Source organism: Bowdeniella nasicola (assembly GCF_001907295.1).
GTDB classification, from domain to species: domain Bacteria; phylum Actinomycetota; class Actinomycetes; order Actinomycetales; family Actinomycetaceae; genus Bowdeniella; species Bowdeniella nasicola.
On the sequence record NZ_MQVR01000075.1, the window covers coordinates 1 to 12,446 of the forward strand.

Here is a 12,446-nt window from a genome sequence, read left to right on the forward strand (position 1 = left end):
CAACACCCCCCGGATCATCGATGACAGGGCAAGACAGCCATACCAGGGCCAGCGACCAGATCCTCTGGTGAGGACCTACCAATAAATGTAACGGGGCAGATCGCCGTCGGCGTGAACGCCTTCCGGAACGCGAAGCCCTCAGAGGCGAAATCCTCGAGCACCGGGGTGTGGGTGGGGCCCCCGAGTGCCCCGATGGTGTCGGTGCGATGTTGATCCGTGACGATGATGAGGGAGTTCTTCACGGAGTTGGCGGTGGCGGCCATGGTTCTTCCTTCGAGGATTAAGCGGTCACGAGGTAGGCGCCGGCGCGCGTACCTCGGCTGGAGAATGGGAGGTGGGGGAGGTCCGCGACGGCGCAAATCCCTCCGAGCGCGCCGGCGTCGGTGCCGAGCCGGGCGAGTTGGCACGTGAGGGCGCCCGCGCGGCGGGTGAGTGCGCTGGCGGAGATGCGGTCTTCAATTGCCTCGATCAGTTCGGGGCGGCGCGTGAAGATCTCGCCCGCGATGACGATGTCGCTCGGATCGATCACGCGAATCGCGGCGGTCAGGACCTGGGCGATCGCGTCGCACATTCGCTCGAGGATGGAGCGCACGGGTTCCTCATCGGCGAGCTCGGCGAGGTCGGCAATCGTTGTCACGTCGGCGCCGGCCTCGTTGGCGGTGCGCAGCAGCGCGGGGTTGGCGGCCACCATCTCGAGGCAGCCGGTATCGCCACACCGGCAGCGCAGCGTCGGTACCCCGACATTGATGTGCCCGATCTCGGAGCCGCTGCCGTGGAAACCGTTGAGGACGGTCCCATCAATGACGATTCCGCCTCCGACCCCGGCTCCAAAGCGCACGTACATCAGCGAGGGAACGGGAGAAGGGCGATCCCACGAGGCTTCGGCCAGGGCCGCGAGGCGGACGTTATTTTCGACGACGACCGGGGCGTGCAACTGCCGGGAGAGCGTCTCGTTGACGAGCGGCCCGATCCCTTCGTGCTGTGTCGGATCGCTGGCGAGGAACGGGCCGGGGATCCCGACGCCGACGGCCTGCAGGACGTCGATCGTGATGTGGTGAGTGACGGCCAGATAGTTGATGGCCGCCGTAATGAACTCGATGCGGTCGGCCCACGGGGTGCCGGTGGGGTAGTGGCACTGGTCGCTCGCGATGATCGAATACGACGCATTCGTCACGACGATGTCGGCGCGATCGTGGCGAATGTCGATCCCGAGGTACTGTCCTGCGGAGGGGTCAAGCAAGATGTGTTCGGCCCGGCGGCCGCGTCCCGGTCGGTCGCGATCGGTCCCGGCAACGACCACGGCCCCGCGATCGAGCATGTCGGTGACGATCTCGGAGATGGTGGAACGGGTGATGCCGGTGGCGTCAGCGAGCTCGCCGCGGGTCATGGCCCCGGACGTGCGAAGCAGCTCGAGCACCCGGGACTCATGGAGCTTGCGGGTGGGGGAGCCCTCTCCAGTCCTGTTCATGTCTCTAGCGTAGAGAGAACGAATTATTCCGTCGATATTTCGACAAAATAATCTATCTCCCGTCTATTGCGGGCTTATGGTCCTATTCGACTTGCGGCCATCTCGTGGAACAATGGTGAGCGGAACTACTCGCGTCAAAAGGAGGCCATTGTGCCCATCGCAACTCCCGAGGTATACAACGAGATGCTTGACCGCGCGAAGGCGGGCAAGTTCGCCTACCCGGCGATCAACGTGACCTCGTCCCAGACCCTCACCGCGGCCCTGCAGGGCTTTGAAGAGGCTGAGTCGGACGGCATCCTCCAGGTTTCCGTCGGCGGTGCCGAATACTGGTCGGGCTCGACCAAGAAGGACCGCGTCGCCGGTTCGCTCGCTTTCGCGGCTTACGCCCGCGAGGTCGCCAAGAACTACAACGTCACCGTCGCGCTGCACACCGACCACTGCGCCAAGCAGAACATCGACTCCTGGATCCGTCCGCTGATGGAACTGAGCGCCGAAGAGGTCAAGGCCGGCCGCGACCCGTTCTTCCAGTCCCACATGTGGGACGGCTCCGCTGTGCCGCTGGAAGAAAACCTTGAGATCGCGAAGGAAATGCTCGCGCTCACCAAGGCCTCCAACACCATCCTCGAGGTCGAGATCGGCGTCGTTGGTGGCGAAGAAGACGGCGTCGTTGGCGAGATCAACGAAAAGCTGTACACCACCGCTGAAGACGGCCTGAAGACCGTTGAGGCCCTCGGCCTTGGCGAGAACGGCCGCTACATCACCGCCCTGACGTTCGGTAACGTCCACGGCGTGTACAAGCCCGGCCACGTCAAGCTCCGCCCGGAGATCCTCGGCGACATCCAGAAGGAAGTTGGCGAGAAGGTCGGCAAGGACATGCCGTTCGATCTCGTCATGCACGGCGGCTCCGGCTCCAGCGCCGAAGAGATCGCGACCGCGGTGCGCAACGGCGTCATCAAGATGAACGTCGACACCGACACCCAGTACGCGTTCACCCGCCCGGTCGTTGACTGGATGCTGAAGAACTACGAAGGCGTCCTGAAGGTCGACGGCGAGGTCGGCAACAAGAAGCAGTACGACCCGCGCGCGTGGGGTAAGGCTGCTGAGGCCGGCATGGCCGCCCGCGTGGTTGAGGCCTGTGAGCGCCTCGGCTCCGCCGGCACCAAGATGTAACCACATCGCTTACAAGCGGGCCCGCACCGACCGGCGCGGGCCCGCTTTTTGTCTGCCCGACCCCGCCTAGACTGAACGCATGGCAGGAATCATCTACGGCGCCGATTACAACCCCGAACAGTGGAACGCGCAGGTGCGCGAACGGGACGTCGAGCTCATGAAGGAGGCCGGGCTTTCCCTCGCATCCGTCGGAGTTTTCTCGTGGGCCCGCCTCGAAATCGCCGACGGGGAATTCGACTTCGGGTGGCTCGATGAGGTGATCGAGAACCTCGCGGCCGCCGGCATCGGAATCGACCTCGCCACCGCAACCGCCTCCCCGCCCGCGTGGCTGACGACGGCGCATCCGGAGATCCTGCCCGTCACCGAAGATGGCGTGCGGCTCGCGCACGGATCGCGCCAAGACTTTTGCCCGTCCTCGCCCGTCTTCCGCCGCTACGCCGCCCGCCTCGCTGGCAAGCTCGCCGAGCGCTACGGCACGCATCCGGCCCTGAAGCTGTGGCATATCTCGAACGAGTACGGCTGCCACAGCGTGCACTGCTACTGCGAAACATCCGCCGAAGCCTTCCGTGGCTGGCTGCTCAACAAATATGGCGATCTCGAATCGCTCAACGAGGCGTGGGGAACCGATTTTTGGTCCCAGCGCTATACCGACATCACGCAGGTCGACGTCCCGCGCGCGACCCCGACTCTGAAGAATCCCGGGCAGGTCGCCGACTTCCTTGCCTTCTCCTCCGATGAGATGCTCGCCTGTTATCTGGCCGAAAAAGAAGCGATCCGCGCGCACAGCGACGTGCCCGTGACGACGAACTTCATGGGCCTGTTCCCGCACGCTAACTACCGCGACTGGGCACCGCACATCGATGTCATCTCCGATGACTCCTACCCCGACCCGGCCACCGTCTTCGCCGCCCACGAAACAGCGCTCGTCTCCGACCTCATGCGCTCGCTGAAAGACGGCCAGCCGTTCTACCTGCTCGAGCAGACAACATCCGCGGTGCAGTGGCGTGAACGCAACGTGCGCAAACGTCCCGGAGTGTTTGCACTGCAGTCCCTCGCACGTATCGCGCGCGGCGCCGACGCGATCTGTCAGTTCCAGTGGCGTCAGTCGGTGCGCGGCGCCGAGACGTTCCATTCGGCGATGGTCCCGCACGCGGGCCGGGCATCTCGCACCTTCACCGAGGTGTGCCAGCTCGGGGACACCTTGAAGCGGCTCGGGCCCGCGGTCGGCGCGCGCGTGAAGACAACCGTCGCGCTGCTGATCGACTGGGCCTCGATCTTCCACCGCGCCGCGGCGATCGGGCCCGGCCCGGATCGCGGCCTTGCCGCCATCAGTGCCTGGCATCGCACCGCGTTCGAACGCGGCTATCCCGTCGACTTCGTCTTCCCGGACTCCGACCTTAGCGCGTACCGCGTCATCATCGTGCCCGAGCTGTTCGCCATGTCGAAAGCGACCGCCGATGCCCTGACCGCGGCGGCCGAGGGCGGCGCTCAGATCATCGTCACGGCACCCAGCGCCGTCGTCGACGAGACCGGAAAAGCCTACGAGGGCGGGTATGCCGCGATTATTTCGGACCTGCTCGGGATCGTGGTCCTCGACCACCACCTCGTCGCGGAGGACAGCGATCAGCTCGCTGATCCCCGCGTCGATCGCATCAGCTCTGCGATCACGCCCGCGCTCGACCAGGTGAACCTCGAAACCGAACCCAGCTCCGCCCTGTTCCGCGTCCTCGATCGGATGTCGCACCCGCGCCCGGCCCTCGCCGGCGGGATCTGGGCGGAAGAGATCGCGATCTCGGACGGTGTCGAGGCGCTCGCGACCTTCGCAGGTGGCGATCTATCAGGATTGCCCGCGATCACCTATCGCGCGGCCAGCGGTGGCGGCGGCACCTATGTCGCGACCGACCTCGAATCGGTCGGACGGGCGGCTATCTTCCAGCTCGCTGAACTGCGCGCGCGGATCACGGGCGAGCGACTCGAGATGCCCGATGGCGTTGAGGCGATCAGGCGCGGCGACGTCGTGTTCGTCCTCAATCACGGGGATAGCGCAGCACAGATCGCAGGCCTGACGGGCCATGATCTGGTGTCGGATTCGGTGGTGACGGGCCACCTCGTCGTGCCGCCGAGGTCAGCGGCCGCGATCGACGTTAGTTCGCGGAGGGAAAGCCCGGATCTGTCGTAAGGATTTCGACCTTGTCGGAAAGGCCCGTGACGTCCAGAAGAAACTGGACCATATCCGGCGGCTTAATCATGCGCACCGGCTGGGCGGGGGAGTCCTTCGTCAAAAGGCGCGCGAGGGTCGCGACGCCGGAGGAGTCCATGAAGGTCACGTGGCGAAAGTCTACGTCGAGGGGGAGCGCACGCTCCAAGCACTCGGTGACGGCTTCGGAGAATTCACCCACCATGGACAGGTCGATCGGGCCAGACAGGATAAGTCGCGTCCGGTCGTCAGCGGTCATGACGGCGGCGGTGCCGCTCTCGGTGCGAGTGGGATCCCGATCAAGGGAGTCGGTCACGGTTTAACCTCGGATCCATCGGGGGTGACATAGTTGGGGGTTATGGATAGGAATGCGTCCAGGATACGTGGCAAAGGAGGCGAAGTGGAGGCCGATGAACGTGGCGTTCCTCAATTTATTGAATTGTCACATGTGATTAATGCAATCCCGGTGCCCTCGCTGATCGTCGGATATCGTCTGGAACCATCGCCCAACGACCCCGACGTTCGCCTCAAGGACCCGCCGCCCGCACTCTATACCTCATATGAAGGCTGGGGACTTCTGTGGTGCAACGAAGCGTTCGAAGAGTGCTCCGGCTGGACCTTCGAAACCCTGAAAAGCCTCGGTGTTGAGGCACTGCGCGGCGTCGGCGGCGGCTACGACATGCGCGATCTGCTCGACCCCGAGACCACGACGATCGACTCCGACCCGCTCCTCTTTACGAAACCCAACGGAGACCGCCTGTGGACGACGATCTCGTTTCGCCGGCTGCCTGGCACCCACGAGTGGCCGCACCTGTGGCTGCTCACGTGCCTCGTCACGCCGGGCGCGCAGGTGTTCGCCGACGATGCGCTCGCGGGATTCCAATCGGAGCTCGAGCGCCAGGCGAACCTCAACCTGTCGCTCGCGGGCCGCGTCTCCGAACTCCTCTCCCAGGTTCCGGCCGAAAACGTCCTCGCCGCGATTGCCGACCTGCTGAAGCGCAATGTGCTTGCGGACGCCGAGTTCATGGCGCTGCGCCGCGGCCAGGGGCTCGTCCGGTCGACGGGCTTCATCGGGGACCGCCTCGACCTAGCCGAGATCAAAAACGAGCGGTGGCTAGCCGACCCCGTCTTAAAAATCTGGGGCGATGAGACGGTCGGTACGACCGTGCTCACGATCGAGCCCGGCACCGACCCCGAGCTGCCGTCTGCGGCCGTTTTTAAGATGTTTGCGACCGACCCCAACAAGCCCGTCACGGTCATGGTGACGACGGCATCGCCGGGTGGTCGCTCGCGCGGCCTGCTGATCTCGCAGTCCCACGCGATGAAAACTGGCGAGGATATCGACCCGGCGACGCAGCCGACGCAGAGCATTCGTTCCCTGCTCAACCTCATCGTGCGTCGCGTGTCGTCGGCGATGGAAAACTACGAACTCTTCCACCGCGAGCACGTGCTCGCCGAATCGCTCCAGCGCTCGATGCTGCCGTCTCAAGATTCGGTTTCCGGTCTCGACGTGTGGACCTACTACCAGCCCTATTCGACGTTCGCGCACGTCGGCGGCGACTGGTACGACATCGAAACGCTGTCCGACGGGCGGGTCTCCCTCGTCCTCGGGGACGCCGTCGGCAACGACGTCGAAGCGGTGATGGCGATGCACCAGATCCGCACCGTCATCCACTCCGTCTCCGACCGGCGGCTGTCCCCGGCAGAACTTGTCAACCACGTCGATGCCGCGATCTCGAGCTTGCGCCTCGACCGGACCGCCTCGCTGGTTGTTGCCGTATTTGAACAGCAGGACGACGACAGCTGGCTGCTGCGCTACACACGCGCCGGGCACGTGCCGGGCGTCCTCGTCGGCCACGGCCGCGCCGAACTGCTCGGCGGCGGATCCGAGGGCATGCTCGGCTACCCGTCCGATGAGCGCACCGAAACCGAAGTGCGGCTGCATCCCGGCGAGGCCATCGTGCTGTACACCGACGGGATCGTGGAGCGGCGCGGTTTTGCGCTGAAAGATGCGCTCGAAGCCCTGTGCCGCTCGCTCGGAGAATCCAACGCGCCCGACGCGGCGGGCCTCGGCGAGGAGATCATGGACCTCGCGGAAGACGCCGAGGACGACATCTCCGTCGTCGTGCTGCGCGTGCCGGGCGGCAAGAGCCGCGGACCCGGCGCGCGAGCGCGCCGCTGGCAGCTCCCATCGGAAACCGGGACCGCGATGCGCGCGCGCGACCTCACGGCGCGCGTGCTTGCCCAGTGGGGCCTGCCGCAGTCCGAGGCCGTCCTGCTCGCCGTCTCCGAGCTCGTCTCCAACGCGGTCATGCACGGCTGGGGCACGGTTGGCCTGCGCCTCAAGGAGACCGACTCGGGCATCCGAATTGAGGTCGAAGACGCCAATCCGACCCCGCCGCGCCCCCGCCTGCGCCGGCGCGGCCGCGAACCCCAAGACGCCATCGGAGGGTACGGACTGCACGTCCTATCGCGCCTCGGCGACTGGGGTTGGCGACCGACCAGCGTCGGAAAAGTGGTGTGGGCCCGCATCGAGGTGTGAACGCGAGTAACCTTAGGGCCGTGCATTGATCGGCCAGAGAGCCGAATTCCGGAGGGAGAGGCCATGCCTGCCGTTATCGTCGTGGGCGCCCAGTGGGGCGACGAAGGAAAAGGGAAAGCGACCGACCAGCTCGGTAGCGCCGTCGACTACGTCGTGAAATTCAACGGCGGCAACAACGCCGGACACACCGTCGTCGTCGACGGTGAAAAGTATGCGCTGCACCTGCTGCCCTCCGGCATCCTGTCGCCCGGCGTCACGCCCGTGATCGGCCCCGGCGTCGTCGTCGACCTCGAGGTGCTGTTCCAAGAACTCGATGACCTGCGCTCGCGGGGGATGGATGTCTCGCGGTTGAAGATCTCCGCCTCGGCGCACATCATCCCGTCCTATAACCGGACGATCGACAAGGTCTCCGAGCGCTTCCTTGGCAAGCGCCAGATCGGGACGACAGGCCGCGGCATTGGCCCGACGTATGCGGACAAGATGAACCGCGTCGGCATCCGCATTCAGGACCTGTTCGACGCCTCCATCTTGCGCCAGAAGGTCGAAGCCGCGCTCGTCAACAAGAACTCGCTGCTGGTCAAGGTCTACAACCGTCGCGCCGCCGATGTCGACCAGGTCACCGAAGAACTCCTGTCCTACGCGGAGCGCGTCCGCCCGATGGTGATCGACACGGCCCTGGAGCTCAACACTGCGCTCGACGAGGGCAAGACCGTCCTGTTCGAAGCCGGCCAGGCCACCATGCTCGACGTCGACCACGGCACCTACCCGTTCGTCACGTCCTCCTCGGCCACGGCCGGCGGTGCCTGCACCGGCTCCGGCGTCGGCCCGACCCGCATCGACCGCGTCGTCGGCGTCATCAAGGCGTACACCACGCGCGTCGGCGAAGGCCCGTTCCCGACCGAACTGACCGACGAGGTCGGCGAGGCGCTGCGGCAAGCCGGCGGCGAGTTCGGTGTCACCACCGGGCGCCCGCGCCGCACCGGCTGGTACGACGCCGTTATTGCACGCTATGCGGCCCGCGTCAACGGCCTGACTGACTTCGTCATGACCAAGCTCGACGTGCTGTCCACCTACGACGAGATCCCGGTGTGCGTCGCCTACGAGATCGACGGCGTGCGCGTCGAAGAGATGCCCGCCTCGCAAAGCGACTTCCACCATGCCAAGCCCATCTACGAGATGCTGCCGGGCTGGAAGGAAGACATCACGCACTGCCGCACGTTCGACGAACTGCCCGCCAACGCGCAGGCCTATGTCGAGCACCTGGAGAAGATCTCCGGCTGCCGCATCTCGTGCATCGGCGTCGGCCCGAGCCGCGATGCGACCATCGTGCGCCACGAACTCGTGCCCCAGCGCTAACGCGCCGCACGCATACGAAAGGGCGGGACAGCCAGCCAGCTGTCCCGCCCTTCGGCTATCTCTACTTAGGAACGGGGCGTCTCGCCCTCGTCGGCGCGCAGCTCCTTATAGCCAAGTACCGGGTCCGAGCCTTCGTGCGGCTTGTTCTCCACATCGACGTTCGGGTCGTACTGCGAGAGCGGGGCCTCCGGATCCGCGGGAGCAACGGGCTCCTCGGCGGGGGCGATGGCCTCGTGCGCGGGACGCAGCGCATCCTCGCCGTAGGTGGCGGGCGCCGGAGCGCCGTAGGGGGAGGCCTGCGCATCAGCGGGGCCTCCGTACGGAGCGCTCTCTGCCGGATCAGCGGACTTGTTGCGGTTCTTCAGGAAGAAGAAGGCGAGCGCGCCAAGGATCAGCAGGGCCGCGAGGACACCCAGGATGATCCACAGCAGCGAGCCGCCGGCGCCGCCGGCCTTGTCGGCTGCGGTGATGGTGAATTGCTTGGTCATAGCGGAGATTTTGGTGAACTCGACCGAGTTACCGTCGATCGTGTAGGAGTCTTCGGGGACGTCGCCCTCGACGGACTCGACCTTACCGGGGAAGGTGAAGCGGAAGGAGAAGTTGGCGGCGCCGAACATGGCTTCAGCCGTGGCGGCATCGGCGGAGGTATCGGCCTTCGAGGTGACGATGAACTTACCGTCCTTGTGCTCGACGGTGCGGCCATCGGAGTTCATCTCGGAGATCGGCTGGGCTTCCTTGGAGGAGATCACGCAGCGAACGTTGGTGTCGTCGGACTTATCTTCCACAACCGTCTCTTCGGCGGCCTTACCGCCGTTCTGCTTGTCGATCTGTTTCTTCATCGCATCGCAGTTAGCCATGCCGAACATCTCGGCCTGCTGCTTCGGAAGCGACATCTCCATCGACGTTTTTGACGTGTCGTCTTCAAAGAACTCGGTATGCGCCTTCATCTCGCACGAGGCGAGAAGGAGCATGAGGGGAAGAAAGAGGAAAGCGAGGATGCGCCGGGCTGGTGGGCTCTTGCTGGTGGTAGCCATGGTGCGATTCTTGCACGATGGCGCGCACAGGAACATCCTTGCGCGCCATTTCTTTTGCATCAGGGAAGCTGGCAGGTGCACGGTTGTGCCAATCAGCAGAAAATCGGGCGAAATTTCGGGTATCCGACAACTCCCGATTTTCCGCAAAAATCGGCACGAATACGGTGCAGTTTGTCCGATTTACTGAAACAATGAACCCGTCGATGTCTCCCATCTGGGCCCTTCGTCATCTCTTTGCTGATGCGAAGCGCGGAAAGATAGAGACAGCGGTAAGAACCAGATCTCAACACCCCGCCTCGGAGGAGCCGCCCCCGGAGGCAATGATGGAGGAGAAAATGACCGTAGACGCCACTCAGATCGCTGAAGGCGCCCCCGAGATTGCACCCAAGGAACTTGTCGACTGGGTCGCGCAGGTAGCCGAACTCACCAAGCCGGAGGAAGTCATCTGGGTTGATGGCTCCGACGAAGAGTGGGATCGCCTCACCCGCCAGATGGTCGAGTCGGGAATGTTCACTCGCCTCAACCCGGAAAAGCGCCCCAACAGCTTCTTGGCCCGTTCGCTGCCCTCCGATGTGGCACGCGTCGAGTCCCGCACCTTCATTTGCTCTGAGAAGGAAGAGGACGCTGGTCCCACCAACAACTGGGCAGATCCGAAGGAAATGAAGGAGAAGCTGCGCGGCCTGTTCGACGGTGCCATGCGGGGCCGCCCGATGTACGTCATCCCCTTCTCGATGGGCCCCATCGATGGGCCGATCTCTCAGCTCGGCATTGAGCTGACCGACTCGCCCTACGTCGTCGTCAACATGCGGATCATGACCCGCATGGGCACCGATGCTCTCAAGCTCATCGGCGAAGGCCAGCCGTGGGTCCCGGCCGTCCACTCGGTCGGCGCGCCGCTCGAGCCGGGTCAGGAAGACACCACCTGGCCGTGCAACGACGAAAAGTACATCACCCACTTCCCGGAGACCAACGAGATTTGGTCCTTCGGCTCCGGCTACGGCGGCAACGCGCTGCTGGGCAAGAAGTGCTTCGCGCTGCGCATCGCCTCGACGATGGCCCGCCGCGACGGCTGGTTGGCCGAGCACATGCTCATCCTGCGCCTCACCGACGAGAAGACCGGCAAGCAGTACCACGTGACCGCGGCGTTCCCGTCGGCCTGCGGCAAGACCAACCTCGCCATGCTGCAGCCCACCATCCCGGGCTACAAGGTCGAAACCATCGGTGACGACATCGCCTGGATGCGCCCCGGACCGGATGGCCGCCTGTACGCCATCAACCCCGAAGCGGGCTTCTTCGGCGTTGCCCCGGGCACGTCATACAAGACGAACCCGATGGCCATGGACACGATGAAGGAAAACACCATCTTCACCAACGTCGCGCTGACCGACGATGGCGACGTGTGGTGGGAAGGCATCGACGGCGAGATCCCCGATCACCTGATCGACTGGCACGGCAACGACTGGACCCCGGAGTCCACGACCGCCGCCGCACACCCGAACTCGCGCTTCACCACCCCGGCCTCGCAGTGCCCGATCATTTGCGAGGACTGGGAAGCCCCGCAGGGCGTTCCGGTTGACGCGATCCTGTTCGGTGGCCGCCGCGCCACCAACGTGCCGCTGGTCGCCGAGCAGTACGAGAACGCGCACGGCGTGTTCATCGGCGCCTCGGTCGCCTCCGAGCAGACCGCTGCCGCGGAAGGCTCCGTCGGCTCGCTGCGCCACGACCCGTTCGCCATGCTGCCGTTCTGTGGCTACCACATGGCCGACTACTGGGGCCACTGGATCGAGATGCAGAAGGAACTTGGCGACAAGTTCCCGAAGGTCTACCAGGTCAACTGGTTCCGCAAGGACGAGGACGGCAACTGGCTGTGGCCGGGCTTCGGCGACAACTCGCGCGTCCTCGACTGGATTGTCAAGCGCGCCGCGGGCGAGGTAGACGCTATCGACGGCCCGACCGGTCGCTACCCGAAGTTCGAGGACTTCAACCTTGAGGGTCTCGACCTCGACAAGGAGACCTGGGACAAGCTGTTCGCGGTCGACCCGGAGGCCTGGCTCGCCGAGACCGAGGACACCGAGGCGTACTTCGCCCAGTTCGGTGACCACGTTCCGGCCGAGGTTGCCGAGCAGCTGACCAAGCTGCGCGAGCGCCTCGAGGCCAAGAAGGCCGAGTAACGCTCGAGCCACCCTAAGTGAGCGGCCCGGTCCGAAAAAGTTTTTCGGACCGGGCCCTTCGCTATGGGTCAGGACTGGTGTTCTTGATCGGAATCGACATCCCGTTGGACAAAGAGTTCGTCGGTTTCGCGGGTGGTGATCCCACCGGGGCCGGTGAGGGAGAAGATCGGTGGCGAGATCGCAAAAGCGTCACGGATGTCCGTGGGTGAATCGTTGATCCACACCCGCCAGGAGTGGAAATCTTGGTATCCGGTAGGCAGCAAAAACACCGAGCGCTGCGCCGGTCTCGAAGCTTTGCGGTAGGTCATCTCTCGTCATGGTGACCCCAGAATATTGTGGTCTATGACACGTGTCGAGGGGTTTCTGGGCATACGCAGGCTCTGAAGGTTGACTGCCGAGGTCACTGCGATATTGCAGTTGAGTCCCTCATAGTGGTGTAGCGGGGTGGTCGTGCTGGACAGCAGGGCGGTCACCGCGTGATCCTCGAGTTCATCTTCTACAACTCACT

At 64.6% G+C, this 12,446-nt stretch carries 10 protein-coding genes; 5 read left to right on the forward strand and 5 right to left on the reverse strand.

Translation table 11 applies throughout. The features are described 5' to 3' along the window. Nucleotides 1–14 precede the first annotated feature (14 nt). Both BSZ39_RS10540 and BSZ39_RS10545 read right to left on the reverse strand, forming a co-directional pair. Entirely contained in the window at nt 15–263 is a 249-nt protein-coding gene (locus tag BSZ39_RS10540) for a hypothetical protein (protein WP_073717292.1), read from the reverse strand. Between the two features lie 17 nt (nt 264–280). After that, on the reverse strand, nt 281–1,468 hold the full coding sequence (locus tag BSZ39_RS10545; RefSeq protein WP_083603256.1) for an ROK family transcriptional regulator: 1,188 nt from the start codon (nt 1,466–1,468) through the stop codon (nt 281–283). 150 nt (nt 1,469–1,618) lie between these two features. Here BSZ39_RS10545 and fbaA point away from each other — a divergent pair, with 150 nt between their 5' ends. Both fbaA and BSZ39_RS10555 read left to right on the forward strand, forming a co-directional pair. Then, a complete protein-coding gene (gene fbaA, locus BSZ39_RS10550; protein WP_073717294.1) occupies nt 1,619–2,638 on the forward strand; it encodes a class II fructose-bisphosphate aldolase in 1,020 nt (339 codons plus the stop codon). A 79-nt stretch (nt 2,639–2,717) separates the two neighbouring features. Beyond that, entirely contained in the window at nt 2,718–4,817 is a 2,100-nt protein-coding gene (locus BSZ39_RS10555) for a beta-galactosidase (protein ID WP_073717295.1), read from the forward strand. On the opposite strand, the gene BSZ39_RS10560 is transcribed toward BSZ39_RS10555, so the two are convergent. Further along, entirely contained in the window at nt 4,783–5,151 is a 369-nt protein-coding gene (locus BSZ39_RS10560) for an STAS domain-containing protein (protein WP_083603258.1), read from the reverse strand. The genes BSZ39_RS10555 and BSZ39_RS10560 overlap by 35 nt on opposite strands. A 132-nt stretch (nt 5,152–5,283) precedes the next feature. On the opposite strand from BSZ39_RS10560, the gene BSZ39_RS10565 reads away from it, so the two are divergent. Together BSZ39_RS10565 and BSZ39_RS10570 are read left to right on the forward strand one after the other, a co-directional pair. Continuing rightward, nucleotides 5,284–7,377 (forward strand): ATP-binding SpoIIE family protein phosphatase, encoded by a 2,094-nt coding sequence (locus BSZ39_RS10565; protein WP_073717296.1) that lies wholly within the window; start codon nt 5,284–5,286, stop codon nt 7,375–7,377. Nucleotides 7,378–7,440: 63 nt separating this feature from the next. Then, nucleotides 7,441–8,733, forward strand: a complete 1,293-nt coding sequence (locus BSZ39_RS10570) for an adenylosuccinate synthase (RefSeq protein ID WP_073717297.1) — start codon at nt 7,441–7,443, stop codon at nt 8,731–8,733. A gap of 65 nt (nt 8,734–8,798) precedes the next feature. On the opposite strand, the gene BSZ39_RS10575 is transcribed toward BSZ39_RS10570, so the two are convergent. After that, complete coding sequence (locus BSZ39_RS10575; RefSeq protein WP_073717298.1) at nt 8,799–9,767, reverse strand: hypothetical protein; 969 nt, start codon at nt 9,765–9,767, stop codon at nt 8,799–8,801. A 335-nt stretch (nt 9,768–10,102) separates the two neighbouring features. Here BSZ39_RS10575 and BSZ39_RS10580 point away from each other — a divergent pair, with 335 nt between their 5' ends. Beyond that, nucleotides 10,103–11,938 (forward strand): phosphoenolpyruvate carboxykinase (GTP), encoded by a 1,836-nt coding sequence (locus BSZ39_RS10580; protein ID WP_073717299.1) that lies wholly within the window; start codon nt 10,103–10,105, stop codon nt 11,936–11,938. 68 nt (nt 11,939–12,006) lie between these two features. Here BSZ39_RS10580 and BSZ39_RS10585 read toward each other — a convergent pair whose 3' ends face one another. Continuing rightward, nucleotides 12,007–12,246, reverse strand: a complete 240-nt coding sequence (locus BSZ39_RS10585) for a hypothetical protein (protein WP_073717300.1) — start codon at nt 12,244–12,246, stop codon at nt 12,007–12,009. Nucleotides 12,247–12,446: the final 200 nt, after the last annotated feature.

Coding starts and splice junctions, on each gene's coding strand:
- BSZ39_RS10540 (WP_073717292.1), bottom strand. CDS start 263: ATGGCCGCCACCGCCAACTCCGTGAAGAACTCCCTCATCATCGTCACG.
- BSZ39_RS10545 (WP_083603256.1), bottom strand. CDS start 1,468: ATGAACAGGACTGGAGAGGGCTCCCCCACCCGCAAGCTCCATGAGTCC.
- BSZ39_RS10555 (WP_073717295.1), top strand. CDS start 2,718: ATGGCAGGAATCATCTACGGCGCCGATTACAACCCCGAACAGTGGAAC.
- BSZ39_RS10570 (WP_073717297.1), top strand. CDS start 7,441: ATGCCTGCCGTTATCGTCGTGGGCGCCCAGTGGGGCGACGAAGGAAAA.
- BSZ39_RS10575 (WP_073717298.1), bottom strand. CDS start 9,767: ATGGCTACCACCAGCAAGAGCCCACCAGCCCGGCGCATCCTCGCTTTC.
- BSZ39_RS10580 (WP_073717299.1), top strand. CDS start 10,103: ATGACCGTAGACGCCACTCAGATCGCTGAAGGCGCCCCCGAGATTGCA.
- BSZ39_RS10585 (WP_073717300.1), bottom strand. CDS start 12,246: ATGACCTACCGCAAAGCTTCGAGACCGGCGCAGCGCTCGGTGTTTTTG.